General features: G+C 54.6%; 14 protein-coding genes. 7 read left to right on the top strand and 7 right to left on the bottom strand.

The window, feature by feature from the left end:
• Nucleotides 1-156 precede the first annotated feature (156 nt).
• Complete coding sequence (locus M0Q23_03065; GenBank protein MCK9527626.1) at nucleotides 157-324, top strand: hypothetical protein; 168 nt, start codon at nucleotides 157-159, stop codon at nucleotides 322-324.
• A 26-nt stretch (nucleotides 325-350) separates the two neighbouring features.
• Nucleotides 351-1,403, top strand: a complete 1,053-nt coding sequence (gene dinB / locus M0Q23_03070; GenBank protein MCK9527627.1) for a DNA polymerase IV — start codon at nucleotides 351-353, stop codon at nucleotides 1,401-1,403.
• A gap of 71 nt (nucleotides 1,404-1,474) precedes the next feature.
• Here the strand turns inward: dinB and M0Q23_03075 are convergent, their stop codons facing one another.
• The 7 genes from M0Q23_03075 to M0Q23_03105 all read right to left on the bottom strand — a co-directional run bounded on the left by M0Q23_03075 (nucleotide 1,475) and on the right by M0Q23_03105 (nucleotide 10,080).
• On the bottom strand, nucleotides 1,475-2,812 hold the full coding sequence (locus tag M0Q23_03075; protein MCK9527628.1) for an N-formylglutamate amidohydrolase: 1,338 nt from the start codon (nucleotides 2,810-2,812) through the stop codon (nucleotides 1,475-1,477).
• Complete coding sequence (locus M0Q23_03080; GenBank protein ID MCK9527629.1) at nucleotides 2,802-3,287, bottom strand: GNAT family N-acetyltransferase; 486 nt, start codon at nucleotides 3,285-3,287, stop codon at nucleotides 2,802-2,804. The genes M0Q23_03075 and M0Q23_03080 overlap by 11 nt, the downstream gene beginning before the upstream one ends.
• The gene (locus tag M0Q23_03085; protein ID MCK9527630.1) at nucleotides 3,284-4,288 is read right to left on the bottom strand and encodes a hypothetical protein; all 1,005 of its coding nucleotides are present in this window, start codon (nucleotides 4,286-4,288) and stop codon (nucleotides 3,284-3,286) included. Before M0Q23_03085 ends, M0Q23_03080 begins: the two co-directional genes overlap by 4 nt.
• Nucleotides 4,285-5,283, bottom strand: coding sequence for an ATP-grasp domain-containing protein (locus M0Q23_03090; protein MCK9527631.1), 999 nt, complete (start codon nucleotides 5,281-5,283; stop codon nucleotides 4,285-4,287). The genes M0Q23_03085 and M0Q23_03090 overlap by 4 nt, the downstream gene beginning before the upstream one ends.
• A gap of 2 nt (nucleotides 5,284-5,285) precedes the next feature.
• Nucleotides 5,286-6,575 (bottom strand): KamA family radical SAM protein, encoded by a 1,290-nt coding sequence (locus M0Q23_03095; GenBank protein MCK9527632.1) that lies wholly within the window; start codon nucleotides 6,573-6,575, stop codon nucleotides 5,286-5,288.
• A gap of 327 nt (nucleotides 6,576-6,902) precedes the next feature.
• Nucleotides 6,903-8,342, bottom strand: a complete 1,440-nt coding sequence (locus M0Q23_03100) for a sigma-54 dependent transcriptional regulator (GenBank protein MCK9527633.1) — start codon at nucleotides 8,340-8,342, stop codon at nucleotides 6,903-6,905.
• Nucleotides 8,343-8,523: 181 nt separating this feature from the next.
• The gene (locus M0Q23_03105) at nucleotides 8,524-10,080 is read right to left on the bottom strand and encodes a sigma 54-interacting transcriptional regulator (GenBank protein MCK9527634.1); all 1,557 of its coding nucleotides are present in this window, start codon (nucleotides 10,078-10,080) and stop codon (nucleotides 8,524-8,526) included.
• A 218-nt stretch (nucleotides 10,081-10,298) separates the two neighbouring features.
• On the opposite strand from M0Q23_03105, the gene M0Q23_03110 reads away from it, so the two are divergent.
• The 5 genes from M0Q23_03110 (at nucleotide 10,299) to M0Q23_03130 (ending at nucleotide 14,633) form a co-directional block, all read left to right on the top strand.
• Nucleotides 10,299-10,574 (top strand): hypothetical protein, encoded by a 276-nt coding sequence (locus tag M0Q23_03110; GenBank protein MCK9527635.1) that lies wholly within the window; start codon nucleotides 10,299-10,301, stop codon nucleotides 10,572-10,574.
• 205 nt (nucleotides 10,575-10,779) lie between these two features.
• On the top strand, nucleotides 10,780-11,859 hold the full coding sequence (locus M0Q23_03115) for an MBL fold metallo-hydrolase (protein MCK9527636.1): 1,080 nt from the start codon (nucleotides 10,780-10,782) through the stop codon (nucleotides 11,857-11,859).
• Between the two features lie 137 nt (nucleotides 11,860-11,996).
• Nucleotides 11,997-13,244, top strand: a complete 1,248-nt coding sequence (locus M0Q23_03120; protein MCK9527637.1) for a hypothetical protein — start codon at nucleotides 11,997-11,999, stop codon at nucleotides 13,242-13,244.
• Between the two features lie 75 nt (nucleotides 13,245-13,319).
• Nucleotides 13,320-14,288 (top strand): hypothetical protein, encoded by a 969-nt coding sequence (locus M0Q23_03125; GenBank protein ID MCK9527638.1) that lies wholly within the window; start codon nucleotides 13,320-13,322, stop codon nucleotides 14,286-14,288.
• 75 nt (nucleotides 14,289-14,363) lie between these two features.
• On the top strand, nucleotides 14,364-14,633 hold the full coding sequence (locus tag M0Q23_03130; GenBank protein ID MCK9527639.1) for a hypothetical protein: 270 nt from the start codon (nucleotides 14,364-14,366) through the stop codon (nucleotides 14,631-14,633).
• Nucleotides 14,634-14,783 lie beyond the last annotated feature (150 nt).

Raw genomic sequence — 14,783 nt, forward strand, 5'->3', positions numbered from 1 at the left:
CATGTCCTTCGGTACCATTGTACGAAGCCGTCACAGATAATCCGGGGGCATTTTTCGAAAACCGCCGATAACCTTGCGTGAGGACGGGGTATGGAGACGCTGGGGTGTACAGATTCAAAACAACTGACCGATGGGGAGGCGGTATGTATTCGAAGCATGAAACCGGCGACATTCCTGCGACGGTTTCAGCGCCATATAGAAACATCCGACTGGGATGAGCAGATTGCCAGTGCCGGTTCCTTGTTTGACAGGATCTGCCTGGTTGCGGTTATCCTGTCGGGCATCGGCATCGTTCCCGTCATCATTGCCGTCCTCACCACGTAACCTCCTGCTTTCTTCCGAGTCTTACCATGAGAAGAATCCTGCACATCGACATGGACGCCTTCTTTGCCGCTGTGGAAGAGAAGCGAAATCCCGCGCTGAAGGGGAAACCCGTTGTCATCGGCGGCCGGGGCGATCCGACCAGGCGGGGTGTTGTTTCCACAGCCGACTATGAAGCCAGGAAATATGGTATTCATTCGGGGATGCCGCTGAGAACCGCATTCAAGCTCTGTCCCTCGGCGATTTTTCTTCCTGTAGATTGCGAGGCCTATGCCGCCGTTTCCCGTCGATTCAAAAAGGTGCTGGTCGGTGTCACGCCGATAATGGAGGATGTCGGTATTGATGAAGCCTTTCTGGATATTTCGGCTCTGCCGGACTCCAACGAAGCCATCGCCGCCGCTATCAAGGCTGGAATTTATGACGCGACGGGACTGACCTGTTCCATCGGTATCGCCCCGAACAAGCTCCTGGCAAAAATCGCATCAGACATGCGGAAGCCCGATGGTCTTACCATTCTTACCGACAACGATATAAAACGCGGGTTATGGCCCCTGCCGATCAGAAAATTACACGGGATCGGACCCAAAACGGAAGAGAACCTGAAAGCGCTGAACGTTGAAACCATCGGGCAGCTGGCACAATTCTCTCTTGAGACACTGGTCGGGCGATTCGGCCATTTCTACGGACATTACCTTCATGACGCGGCGAGAGGCATCGACGACAGACCTGTTGTAACGCACCGGGAACCAAAATCATTCAGTCGCGAGGAAACCTTTCAGGAAGATGTGAGAAACTGGCAGGCCATCGCCAGGACCATCGCGGAGCAGACAAAGGAGGTCGTTTCCGATCTCGTCGGGCAGGGCTACGGAGCAAGAACCGTGACAGTGAAAATCCGCTACAGTGACTTCCGGACGATAACGAGAAGCTGCTCAGTTTCTGAAAGTGTCAGAAAAGAAGATGACATACGACGCATGGCCTTTTCCTGTTTGAAGCGGGTCGATCTCGAGGGGAAGAAGGTCCGGCTGGTCGGCGTCAGGGTCGGCAACATCAAAACCTGTGAACCCCGGGGCAGCACCCGTTAAAAGGCACCCTTGAGGCATGTTGTTTCGATTGTGCCGTTGTGGCCGTGGGACGGTACACACTCGAGACGAGATCAATCCATATGTTCGAGGACTCTCTGTGAGGGCTGTTTTCCCAGGAGGACCATGCCGAAGTGTTCGTATTTTTCGCCTGTTCTCGGATCCGCGTCATGCCATCGCGCGAGAAACTCCCGCTCCCTCAGCCATGTGCGCCGGATCGAAGCGGGATCTTCAAACAGGAGAACATCCTTGTCAAGACCGATGGCTATGACGTAATGGCCGTGGTCCCATTCACGGCGCCACTCGTCGAGTGTCATGTACCGGTCCGCCCAGGCCTGCAGAAGGACGATCACCGGGGTTCCCATCCTGACATAATCCTTGACCTGGTTCAGCGACCAGTGCGTCCCGTATTTCACTTCGAAGCCGAAACGCCCGGCGACGCTGACAAGAGCCTGTGGAGGCGTTCCCTCTTTTTCGGATGTTTCCAGGGCTTCCATCAGCGCGTCTCCCCGGATATCCGTTCCGTAGTAATGCATCACCGTCTGCAAGGCCTGGGCACCGCAGTCGTAGTCATAGGTTTGCCTGCCACCGTGCAGATCGATCAGTGTCGGCTTCTGCGATTCGTGAATTGACCGGAGTGTCTGCACGAGGGATTCGGCAAATATCCGGCGAAGCCGGTTGATTTTCGCCACGTCGGGAGTGCCGTCCCTGTTCTTGAACAGGCCCTCACAGGTTTCCTGGATAAAGGCGGGTGCACGGGCTCCGACACGCTTTGCGGCATTGACTGAATGGGCGGCGCACACGTGGCCGTGAACACGGTAATATTCCGAACCGTTCACAGTGACCAGGACATCGGGAAGGCGCGTGCGCAGTTCGGCGGCATAGGTTTCCACGATACCATCGGGGCAGTAGTGAAGCGGCTTTTCATCGTCGTCGGTATGCTGAAAATTCATGATGTCGACCTGGTTTTCGACGATCCCGCGAGCGGGAACCGTGGAATGACCGTCGAACAGAAGTTCAGCGCCGGCGGAAATTGTCTGCTCGATGCTCCGGTGAAAGGGCTTCAGGTACTTTTCCGACCAGGCGGCACGCATGGATGGTGAGGGTTCACAGCCTTGCCGGTAAACAGGGCGTCCGAAGGCATCCAGCAGCGGGACGCTTTCTTCGATGCGGGCCGGGTCACGGTTCGCATCGAGGAGGATGCTGCAATAGGGGAAAACGATATGATGGTTCGCGAGGATATCCCGAAAATCGTAGAGCCATTGGGTATGCCAGTCGACATTTTTCACGAGGTCGGAGAGCTCGACAGACAGGTCATCGAGGGCAATTTCAGGAGGTATCACGATGCCGCTGTGGGGCACCACCACCAGGATATCCGAGCCGGTCGTGACGGTTGTCGCCCTACTTTTCACAGGCCATGATCTCCTTGCGAAAGACGAGTTTGTTGTCTTTGTCGCGATAGAAGTCTTTTAAAACGGCCGCCAGAGAGTAGCCGTGCTTTCGGTACAGGGCCCTCGCGGCTTCGTAGGGGGCCGTGGACGATGTCTCGATATAGACCGTTCCCCCTCCCTGGTCGGTGATGGAAGCCTCCATGAATGCCAGCAGTTTCGAGCCGATGCCGCGCCTTGCCGTGCCGGGATCAACGGCAATCCAGTAGAGATCGAAGGAGTGCGCCGTCATGGGAACCGGTCCGAAGCAGATATAGCCGAAAAGGGTCCTGTCCGTACCGTAAAAGCCAAAACCGCGGTACCCGCTCGCGGCTCCTTTTTGAAGAATTTCATCAACCAGTTCCATGGCCACACGGTGTTCTTCCCTGCTGAACACGCCCGTGGCCTGAAGAAGCAGGCTTACAGCGTTTCTGTCGGAAGGTGTAAGGGGTCGAATCACGGCTTGGACGTCCTGTTCAGGGCTGATGCAAGTATCCTTCCGATCATCTCCGCATAAGTGCCTCCCGTCTGCCCGAAGGCCGCGGCGAAGCCCGCGTCGGGGCTGAGGCAGGGGTTGGCGTTGATCTCCAGAACGGAAATCTCTCCCTTCGAGGTCAGCCGCATGTCTACCCGTCCATAGTCCCGAAGGTGAAAAAGTCGGAAGCAGAGAAGGGCCGTTTCCTCGAGGTCGTGTGCCAGGTCATCGTCGAGGTCGGCGGGGAATACTCGGGGACTGTTGACGTATTCCGGGGAATCCACATCCCACTTGGCGGCGTACCCCAGGATCGGGTACAGGCCTTCCGGGAAGGATGAATAATCGATTTCGGCCACAGGAAGTGGTGTCGGTGAAGGATTGCAGATGACGGACAGGTTGAATTCCCGTCCGTTTATATATTCTTCCACAATACATTCCCCGAATCGGGCTTGAGAGAGGGGCAGGAACTTCGCCAGCGCTTCAGGGTCTTCACAGATAGATTCCTGGTCGATTCCGATGCCGGCGTCTTCGAAGCGGGGTTTCACGATGACGGGGAATCTCAGGGTGTGGGGATTCCAGGGCGAATGTCCGTCGTATACCAGGAACCCGGGTGTGTTTATGCCCGACGCGGCCATGACCAGTTTCGCCATCCCCTTGTCGGTGCTGTACATGAGCGCTTGAGACGATGACCCGGTGAATGGAATGTCCATCAGTTCGAAAACAGCAGCGGGGTGGGGCCCCAGGGAGGCATCTTCATCGACGGTCTCGCACAGGTTGAAAATAACACCGGCATCGGTTTCCCTGAAGCGAGCCAGAAAGGCATGGAGGTCCCGGGTGAAGGGAACTCTGGAAAAAGGATAGCCCAAGTGACCGAGGGCCTCCTCCACGGCCTCCAACTGAACAATCACATCCAGGGATGCCGCGTAGCCGGGAGCTCCTTCGCTGGCAGGAACATTGTGAACCAGGGCGATCAGTGGTTTCTTCATAGTGCCATGGAGGCCGGCGTGTCTTCCATACGGGTCAGCGCGGCGTCAAGTATCGCCCTGATGAGGGACCTGTAGGGCATTCCCGTTCGGGAAGCGAGAATGGACAGGTCCGAATTTACCGGGTGAAGCCCGGCGAGAGGGTTCAACTCGATGACATTCGGAATACCTTCTTCATCTTCCCGGATATCGACTCGTCCGGCGTCACGGCAACCGAGGCCGCGCCATGCCGCGAGGGCCGTTTCCGCCGCTTTCAGGGCACCCCGATCCCGGACGAGACGATAGATCACCCGTTCTTTGTAGTGTTCCTTGTTCGCGAAGGAATATACTCCCTTTTCAGCGTTTCCCCGAAGCAGGACCTCAAGAACGCCGAGACACGCCGCCCTTTTGCCCGTTCCCAGGATTCCCACGGTAAACTCACGGCCCGGAAGATAGGTTTCAACCAGGGCCGGTTGCTTGAAATCGCCGATGATCCTGGCACAATGGGCGACAAGATCGGCACGGTTCGTTACCCGCGAGGATTCCCGGATACCCTTGCTCGTGCCTTCAGCAACGGGTTTTACGAAGAGTGGCCAGGGGAGGGAGATATGCTCCATATCTTCCGTATCCTTCACGACCGCAAAGTCCGGTGTAGGGATATGCAGGTCCCGCAGCACGTGCTTCGCCATTCCCTTGTGGAGCGAAAGGGCCAGCGTCAGAGGATCGGAGAAGGTGTAGGGAATGTCATAGGCCTCCAGCAGTGCAGGCACCTGAGATTCCCTTCCGAACCCCTTGAGTCCTTCGGCAATGTTGAAAACCAGGTCCCATCGGTCACCGGTTGCAAGGCGGGCCGTCAGTGCCCGGACGTTACCGATGGCGATCGGCTCATGTCCCAGCTCGTGGAGCGCTCCCGCTATCGCGTCGATGGTTTCCTTCGAGTCAAACTCGGCGACGGCTTCCCGGCTGTAGCCGGTGCTGAGGTAGTCGTCGATACGGTCGTAGGTCATGCCGATTCTCATGGCTAATGAACTCCTTCATCAATCAGCGCGTGGGAGAGCTCGGCATTGTCTCGGTAACGGTACATTTTCCCTTCGAAATTCTTCAGCAGAACCGTGTCTCCGTCATGTCCCATGACACATTCGGGCATTACCGGAATCTTCCCCCCGCCCCCGGGGGTGTCGATAACGTAGAGAGGAACGGCAAAGCCTGTCGTATATCCCCGCAGGTCCTTCATTATCGAGAGTCCCGTCGACAGGGATGTCCGGAAATGTCCTGAACCGACGATGGGGTCGCACTGAAAAAGATAGTAGGGCCGGACCCTCATGCGTAGCAGCCCGTGAAAAAGCTCCATGAGCGTGGAGGAGCGGTCGTTTATTCCGGAAAGCAACACCGTCTGGCTCTGGAGGGGAATGCCGGCGTCGGCAAGTTTTTCACAGGCCCGGCGTACTTCCTCCGTCAACTCCTCGGGGTGAGTGAAGTGCAGGTTTACCCACAGAGGATGGTATCGCTTCAGCATGCGCGTCAGGGGCTCCGTGATCCGTTGAGGAAGCACTACGGGCGCCTTCGACCCGATGCGCAGTATTTCCACGTGGGGAATGCGGCGGAGCCGGGTCAGGAGCCACTCAAGCCGGTCATCGGAGAGCGTCAGGGGGTCTCCCCCGGAAATGACCACGTCCCGGATCTGCCTGTTTGATTCAATGTATTCGATGCCCGCCCGCCACCGTTCAACAGTTCCCCCCCGTCCCGCTCCGGGACGCCCCACCATGCGGGAACGCGTACAATAGCGACAGTAGGTGGAGCAGAAATCGGAGACCAGGAAGAGGACCCTGTCGGGATAGCGGTGAACAAGGCCCGGTACGGGCGTGTGGGCGTCTTCGCTGAGGGGATCCTGCAGTTCACCCGGTGAATGGATCATCTCTGCGGTGACGGGAACAACGGTTCGCCGAAGGGGGTGCGAGGGATCGTCGGGATCGAGAAGACTCGCGTAATAGGGGGTAATCAGAAACGGAAAGCCTCCCGTTCCGAGGGAAAGAGCCGCCCGTTCATCATGGCTGAGGTTCAGAATTTTTTCCAGATCAGGGCCTGTTTCAAAGGCATTCCGTATCTGCCAGCGCCAGTCGTTCCACTGGGCGTCGGTGATCTCCGAAAAGAAACGTCCCCGAAACGCGGCGGTTCGGGAGCCCATGGACTCCCTTGCAGCCATTGTGTTTCCGGGGACTGTTCCGCTGTGGCTTGCCGGGGCCGTTCCCGCCTCCTGTCGTAGGGGAGGCTCCACCTCTTCCATTTCCATACTTTCCTGCTGCATCGTCATCACTTCTCCATTCCATCTGTAATGCCGGACAGGCACTGATCCTTTCACAGATCAGGCTTCCGTTACCTGTAAATTAGCAATCCATATGCCACAGTAATAACGTCTTATTATTACTACGATTATGTACTTGTCGCAGGTTGATTCAGGAACGCAAAGTTCCGCTTTTCCGTCCGGGGAATGGCGACGGCAGGTTTTATTGCGCTTAAGCTATTGAAATTATGGAGGATAATGAATAGGAACAGAAAGTTCCTGTTTTGTCATGACCGGAACCACGAGTTCCTGTCAGAGCGTCGACGGCTGGAACGGCGCTCAAAATGGTCGCCCGTCTCAAGGGTTTTTCCCCGAAGGCCGAGGGCCGGTACCGGGAGGTTTGAAATATTCCTTCCTGAAACCGTGTCGTTTCATCAGCTTCGAGATCTGACGCGTGGTGATCCCGGCACGGCGGGCCGTTTCTTTGATGCTTCCGCCTTCTTCCGTCAGAAGATCTTGCAGATAGCGTTTCTCGACGGCTTCAACGGCCCTGCGCCTCGTGTCGGCAAGCGTCGTGAAGGTGTCAACCGTGAAGGTCGGCGACGGGCCGTCGGTATCGAATAGTTCTCCCGGAAAGCTCTCCGGCGTGAGAACCGGTGATGTTTCGATGATGTGAGCACGTTCAATGAGATTCTGCAATTCACGAATGTTTCCCGGCCAGGAGTATTCCTGAAAGGCCGCGAGTACGTCAGGGTGCACATCATGAATGACCTTTGTGGAGAACTTGTTGAGCTTCTTCAGGAAAAAGGAAACGAGAAGAGGAATGTCCTCCCGCCGATCCCGCAGGGGAGGCATTTCTATAGGGAAGACGTTCAGGCGGTAATAAAGGTCTCTTCTGAATTGACCTTCATTGATGAGCTTCCGGAGGTCTATGTTCGTTGCCGCTATGACCCGGACATCGGCCTCAAGGGCTTCTTCCCCTCCCACACGGCTGAATATGCCGTCCTGCAACACCTGGAGCAGCCTGATCTGGGCGGCAAGGCTGATCGTTCCAATTTCGTCAAGAAAAACAGTTCCTCCATGGGCAATCTCGAATTTGCCCATCTGTCGCCGGACGGCCCCCGTGAAAGCTCCCCGCTCGTGACCGAACAGTTCACTTTCAAGAAGACTTTCGGGAATGGCGCCGCAGTGGACACTGATGAACTGCCCCTTTTTCCGGTTGCTGTGCCGATGAATCAGCTTGGCCAGAACGCCTTTCCCCGTGCCCGTTTCACCGGAGATCAAAACGGTGCTGTTCGTTACCGCCACGGATCGGACTTTGTCGAGAAGTTTCATCACGGCGGGACTCCTGGTCTGGATCAGCTCGAGGGCGTCTCCTTCCCAGAACTGGCTTTGCATGTAATCGAGGGTCGACTGGACGATTATTGACTCGTAGAGGCTTTCGGTGACGTATTTCACCTCGTCGGTATTCAGGGGGTAGGTCAAATAGTTGCTTGCACCTTCCTTGACGACGAGCACTGCTTCCCGGATCATTGCCTGGGGAGCCATGACGATTATTTCAATATCGGGATAGGCCACCCAGTAGAGCTGCATGGCTCCCTTGTAATTACCATCGGGACTGGACTTCCGCAACATGTCAAGATCTATGAACACAAGATCGTGACGATGGCGCTGGAGAAGATGAAGCGCCGCAGCCTGGTCGGACGCATGGTCGATCCTGGTTTGCGGACGGGAACGGAAGGAGGCCGCAATCTGTTGATAGGCATCCTGATCTGCCAGAACGAGAAATGATTTCATCCGATTCTCCGAAGCGATTGATAGTATGGCTTCTGGAGAGGCTTTTAGTACTCTTTTCGGAGGAAAACAAGAACTTTCATGGTCCTGAAACCGGGATGAATCAGGAGGCGCGGTGTTCAGGACCTTCCCGTGACCCCGGACCTTCCGGGGGGTTGAAGGGGTTGAGGGGAGGAGAGCAATCTCAACCCTTGCGTCCCGCCCCCGCTTTCTTATTTTCCGGCTTTGAAAGGTTCCGCACGCGTCTCCCGTAAGGGATGCCCAATTTTTTCAGTCTGCTTCGAAGCGTGCTGGGGTTGATTTTGAGTAACGCGGCCGCGCCTTCGGGTCCATGAATAACACCGTTTGTCATCTGAAGAGCCCGGCGGATGTAGTCGCCGGTCATTTGCTCGAGCCCCTGCATGCCCTCCGGCGCTTTCCGGAAATGTTCCGAAGTGGTACCATCTCTCCTGCTTCTGTCCAGAAAACGGAATTGCAGTGGAGCCTCGCGGTTCAAAATCATTTCCCGCTCCACAACATTTTCCAGTTCCCGCACATTGCCGGGCCACTCATAATTCATGAGGCGGTCGATAACACCCGGTGCAAGTTCCGGCTTTTTTGACAATTTCAATTGCTGAACCTTGATATCTATGAAATTGTTTACGAATGCCGGTATATCCACCTTTCTCTCCCGCAAGGGCGGAATGTGGATGGGAAACATGTTTATTCGGAACCACAGGTCTTCCCTGAATAGGCCCTTCCTCACCATCTCCTCGAGATTGCGGTGGGTAGCCGCGATGACCCGGATGTTCACGGAGATCGATTTCGAGCCTCCGACACGCTCAATGGTTTTGTCTTCGAGAACACGCAGTAACCGTGTCTGCGCATGGGCGGGCAAGTCTCCGATCTCGTCCAGGAAAATCGTTCCCTGGTCCGCCCGCTCGAACCGTCCGTACTTTTGCTCGACGGCGCCGGTGAAGGCGCCCCTTTCGTAGCCGAACAGTTCGCTGTCGATGAGCGTATCAGGGATGGCACCGCTATTTACAGCGATGAAAGGACCTTTGCGTCGGGGGGACAAATTATGAATCGCGCCGGCCATGACACCCTTTCCCACCCCCGTTTCTCCGAGAAGCAGCACGGGACTTTCCAGGGGTGCGATAACGCTGATCATGTCCATGACATTCTTCAGGCCGAAATCGGCGCCGATAATCTCATCGGGACACAGGTTCAGCAGATCCTTCTGAAGATACAGATTTTCTTCCCTGAGCAGCTCTTTAAGCCGGAGTGTCTCCTCGTGTTCGAGAGTGTTGGAAAGAGCGACGGCAAAGGCCTCGTTCAAAGGAGCAAGCCAACGCATATGCTGTTGTGTGTACCGGTCCGGACCCTTTGCCACAAGGGCGAGGGTGCCGAGCCTCTTTTTTTCAATGATCAGGCGCATAAAAATGATTGACGCATCGGACAGGTCCAGGGATGTCGTGAGTTGGTTATTTATGGGATCGTCTTTGGACCTGTTGATGATCCTGATATGCGGCATGTCGGGATTATCCATGGCCGCCCTGACTTCCGGTGTCAGCGGGGTCACCGTGCTGAGACGTCTGCTCGTAGAAGCCGTTGCAAGGGCTATGGTGTGTATTACACCGAGATCCTGTTCGTACAGTAACAGTAACAGCCTGTCCAGGGGGAAGGAGGTCTGGACGAGGTAGTCGAAGGACCATCGCAAGACCGTTGTAATGTTCAGACTTCCGCAAATGCGCTTTACCATCTCTCGAAAAAACTCATGCTCACCCATAGTATCTGTTGCCTCGAACTGCGATTTTTCGCAATGCTATACATTAAACTGCGATCTTTCGCAAGAAAAAACGTCGTATGTCCCGGTCAGGAGGGCTTCAGGCCCTCGTAAATACTTGCTATTAATAACAACAATTAATTGGCACACATTGTGTTAGGTAAAAGGTAGCGACACAGGAGAGGGTAGCAGCTATGCAGTGGATGGAGACCATCAGGTTACGGGTTGCCGGGGGTGATTGCCGGGAATTGGAAGAGACCCTCCAGCGGATTGCGGAAGACACGATGGATGGAAAGGTGGCGGAAATAAAGCTGTATCAACATGCTACGGTACGCAGTGACGGTATGATCGTTATCAAATGGGAGTCCGGCAATGTAGAACTTCAGGGAAGTGACGCGGGACGGTGCATCACCCATCTCCTGAAATCTTCAGTCCTGGCTTCCCATGCCGTTTGGGTGGAAAAAGAATGAACCGTCCGTGGGAGGTGATCGCGGAATACGACGACAAACCCTGTGTGTGGGGTAGTCGACCCGAACCCCGGGGGCTCGCGACCCCTGTGATGCCTGCAGAGGCAGCGCGGGAGGGTAAGATAAACAGTAACGATGAGGGATGAGGGGAGAAGAAAGGTCTCCGCCTCCTTCGTCACAGAGAGAATCAGAAGAGGAGTACAGAACAATGAAACGAAGAGATTTTTTGAAAGGTTTTGCGGCTACAGGAGCCGGTGTCGCCCTTTCCGGCGGAATCGTCGGAATGTCGACGGCCCATGCCCAGAAAGGGCGGGGTAAAGCGGAGGACTTCGGGGAAATCAAAAGCCTCAAGGTACATTGCATCTCCGAAACGAGCTGGTTCGATAACGCCACACTTGGCCGTGATATCAAGAATGCCGGTGGAATTAACTCAAACCAGTACGATGTTTCTTATGACGAGGAAAACCTTGGCGGCTATGCTGCCCTCGTGGAAGTGGAGGCCCTTGACGGCACCAAAACGAAATATCTTCTGGACTCCGGCTGGAGCCGGGACTGGATGGATTATGTCTTTGCTAAAGACGGAATCGATACAATGTTGAAAAACAAGGAAATCGATACCTTGATCATTTCGCACGACCATATCGACCACTACTTCGGTCTCGAAAGCACCCTGAAACATCAACCGGATATCAAAATTTACTTTCCCGGAACGTCCATGAAGAAAAGCTTCGAGCTTCTCAAGGGAGCCGATTTTTCTTCAACACCGGGCTGCCCGAAGAATACAGTGCCTCATACGGGTGAGCTCATTGTGACCGAGGAAAACAAGCTGTACAAGTTGCAGGATGGAGTGGCGATTGTGTTTTTCGACTGTCCCGCGACGCTCCAGGTAAGAGGCGAGAACGTCATGTACTTCAAGATTAAAGACAAGGGCTACGTGACAGTGACCGGTTGCTGCCATCCGGGTATTCTCACGCTCTTCAACTATTCGCGGAGAAACTTCAAGGATGGCGACAAGAACTACGGATGTTACGGCGGGTTGCACATATCGCCCTTTGAAGACTGGGATCCCCGCATGGACGACCTGATTCAGGGTCTGAAAGCCATGAAGATGACAAAGATCGGCTGTAACCACTGTACCGGGTGGATTTGGGCTGAAAAGGCCGCCCGTGAAGGTCTTGCCATCGTCGAGGGGACCGACAAGAACCTGTCGTACAAGAAGGTGGGTACCCTCGCTCGAGCGAAGACGTCCAATGTCTACTTGGGAAATGGTGATGACATTGTGTTTTAGACAGAATCAAGGCGGTGCTTGTTCGCTCTTGAACAGGCGGGTGGCGGATAGGCCGGTCCTGATGCGGCCGGTATCCGCCTTCCCGGCGGATCTCTTCGACAGATCCGGAGCCGGAAGATAGCTACTGGGGGTATGTCATGAATAACGTAAAAGATAACAATAACTGGATTGAATCGCGTGTTCTCGCTCCGCGATGGTCCGTCGGCATGTCAGGCTTGGCCTGCCTGGTTTTCCAGATTGTGGCGATCTTCGTCATCTGGTGGATCTTTTTCTCCAATGCGGGAATATTCAAGCTTTATACGCCATTACTTGGTTTTTCACTGGTGGTCTGGACGCTTCTTATAATTCTCTGGCAGGTGGAACTTTTTGACTTCTGGCCCTTCAGGCGCAGTTTCCTGGATAATGCCAACCCCATAGGGAAAGGACTGGCGCTTTCCCTGACGACAATTGTCGTATATCTTGTATTGGTTATGGGGGTTGTGTTTTTGCTGATAGGCAATCTGGGTGTGACATATTTCAACTGGAGCAGTCTGACCCAGTATGGAGAATTCGGTCAGGATCTGACATCCGCCAGGGAAACAGCTTCCTGGGCGATGCTCTCTCTCTCCGTTCCTTTTTTCCTCATCAGCACGTGGTTTATGTTCGGTATCGGAAAAGATCTCTTTCCCGAATTAAAACAACCAAGGAGGGGTATCGCGATGTGGTGCATGATCGCCGTCATAAGCGTCATACTGTACGCGATTTTCTTTCATCCCCACATTGGTTCCATGTTTTATCCCCAGCAGATATACACCGCCGTTCCACCCTGGTGGCAGGGGATAGCGCACACAAGGAGCGCTGAATTCAGTCTCGGCATCCTGTTTCTGTCCGTGGTGGCGGTATTTCTCACGATCCACCTCTGGGACGGCCGGCCCTTTACTCTCGTGTCGCGACAGCCGTGGCGGTTTATCTTTCTTGCGGTGGGAAGTCTTGTGCTGGGTTATGTCATATTCCGGATACAGCTGTATATTTTCGACTACCTCTGGTACGAGGCCTACATAGGCGGGCAGAACGAGGCCAATTTCGGCTGGCGATACAGCCATACGGTTACCATGGCCAACTTTGTTCTTGTCGTGGCCATTCTGCAGAATACGCTCTTCGGCCAGGCCTACGCGAGGCTTTCCGGGGTCGTTCGAGGAATACTCAAAACGGTGGTTGCCGTTGTCGTAGGGCTTCTGTTTGCCTGGGCATACTACAGTTGGGGTCCTCAACTCCTCGGGGTTTCGTCGGGAGTCTCCCACCCCTCGGAAAACGCCGCGGCATTCCTTATCATGATTATCAACCTGCTCTTGATACAGGATTTTTTCATGGATCGCTGGCCCGGGTACAGGAAGATACAACAATAAGACTTTTGCCGTTTCCGCGCCCCTCCCCGGGTGAAGGGCGCGGAAACGTTTTCTGAACGAGGTGGTGTGGTACCAATGACTGTACGAGAACGATATGACCCTGTCGCGTCTGTGGAAACGTTGATCAACGAAGTGTTGCTCAACGCCTTCCGGAACGATGGGGTTCGGGAACACCTTGGCTTTAAGCATGTTTCACAGGTCGTATCCGATAACGGATTTCCGGGGTGGTACCTGTGGTTCAGAGACATGTCGGGTGCTTTTTCCCTTGAAATACCCGAGATGGACGAGATTCCCGCCGGTGATGACGACACAGGGATACCCGGTGTGACGGGAAAAAACAGGGAGGACGTACGGCTTGCCATACGGTATTTTCCGGACACCGAGGAAGATGTTTTCGACTCATTTTCCTGGTATGAGCAGATAGTCAGATGCGGCCCGGATTTTGACGACATGGGCGTACCCGTCTTTAAGGGCAGGCGTGCCGTGAAAGATGACTACTTCGTGGTGGGCCACATGTCTGTCTCAAGAAACGGTTCGGCAGGGGTCGTTGACTTCAGTTGTCAGGCTCCTGAAAGATGGCAGGTATATCGTTCGGACGGGCTTGAACTTGCGGATTCCAACGGAACGGTTGTCCAGGTGCTTTCGCCCGGGCAACGGGACAGAAATGTTCCGGGATGGAATCTCAGCCGGTACTGTTTCGACAGAATCGTATCGGCATACAGTTTTCTTGTGTGCCGTCCGCCCTCGACGGTGGGCGCGTCCCTGGGGCCGTCGGTACGCTACATGATAGACAGTACCGACACGGTGAACGTCGAAAAAGGTCGGGAACTGAACTTCTTTTCACTCCTGGTTTCTTTCCGGCAGGGTGATCGGGTTCACGATGCCGAACGGCGCCTCATCCGTCAGGGCGGTATGATAGTAGGTCTGTGGGACGATGTGCGGACGGTTCCCCCTGACTGGAGCAATCCTTTGTGGCTGGATATTTCCGAACATTCATGCCGGCATGATGAGGGCTTGTTGTGTAATTGTTTTCGGGACCACTAGGACCGTTTCGTGCTGTATTGTTCCCTTGCGGAAATAAAAGACATCGGAGGCGCTCGAGACTAAACAGGAGCTGAGATGAAAAGGGTGGACCAATCAAGACGACGTTTTTTCAACGATTATTTTATCAAGAACACGATACGGGCCATTGTCGAATTTCATGAGACGTACAAAGAAACCCGCAATGATCTCGCCTATTTTGAATCCTTTGAGTCGGCCTATCCGCTCATTTCGGAGAGCTATTCCTTTCTGGAAGATGAGGCGAAGCGGCTGGATATCGATACCACCGGTATGTCGAAACTCGAAATTGTCAAAGAAATATATGATCGAAACAAAAAACGGTCCTGAGACATCCACCGCACGGAGGTCCGGACCGTTTTCGAAACAGTGCCGATTGATGAGGGAAGACCCTGTCCGGCGGGTTGATCTTTGAGAACCGGGACGCAATGGTGAGCATCGATAGTGGATGAAGGTGCGAAGGTGCAGAGACGATAAAGA

The sequence above is a fragment of the Syntrophales bacterium genome, from assembly GCA_023228425.1.
Classification (GTDB): Bacteria; Desulfobacterota; Syntrophia; order Syntrophales; family UBA2210; genus MLS-D.

Coding starts and splice junctions, on each gene's coding strand:
- M0Q23_03065 (MCK9527626.1), top strand. CDS start 157: ATGAAACCGGCGACATTCCTGCGACGGTTTCAGCGCCATATAGAAACA.
- dinB (MCK9527627.1), top strand. CDS start 351: ATGAGAAGAATCCTGCACATCGACATGGACGCCTTCTTTGCCGCTGTG.
- M0Q23_03085 (MCK9527630.1), bottom strand. CDS start 4,288: ATGAAGAAACCACTGATCGCCCTGGTTCACAATGTTCCTGCCAGCGAA.
- M0Q23_03090 (MCK9527631.1), bottom strand. CDS start 5,283: ATGAGAATCGGCATGACCTACGACCGTATCGACGACTACCTCAGCACC.
- M0Q23_03095 (MCK9527632.1), bottom strand. CDS start 6,575: ATGACGATGCAGCAGGAAAGTATGGAAATGGAAGAGGTGGAGCCTCCC.
- M0Q23_03100 (MCK9527633.1), bottom strand. CDS start 8,342: ATGAAATCATTTCTCGTTCTGGCAGATCAGGATGCCTATCAACAGATT.
- M0Q23_03105 (MCK9527634.1), bottom strand. CDS start 10,080: ATGGTAAAGCGCATTTGCGGAAGTCTGAACATTACAACGGTCTTGCGA.
- M0Q23_03110 (MCK9527635.1), top strand. CDS start 10,299: ATGCAGTGGATGGAGACCATCAGGTTACGGGTTGCCGGGGGTGATTGC.
- M0Q23_03115 (MCK9527636.1), top strand. CDS start 10,780: ATGAAACGAAGAGATTTTTTGAAAGGTTTTGCGGCTACAGGAGCCGGT.
- M0Q23_03120 (MCK9527637.1), top strand. CDS start 11,997: ATGAATAACGTAAAAGATAACAATAACTGGATTGAATCGCGTGTTCTC.
- M0Q23_03125 (MCK9527638.1), top strand. CDS start 13,320: ATGACTGTACGAGAACGATATGACCCTGTCGCGTCTGTGGAAACGTTG.
- M0Q23_03130 (MCK9527639.1), top strand. CDS start 14,364: ATGAAAAGGGTGGACCAATCAAGACGACGTTTTTTCAACGATTATTTT.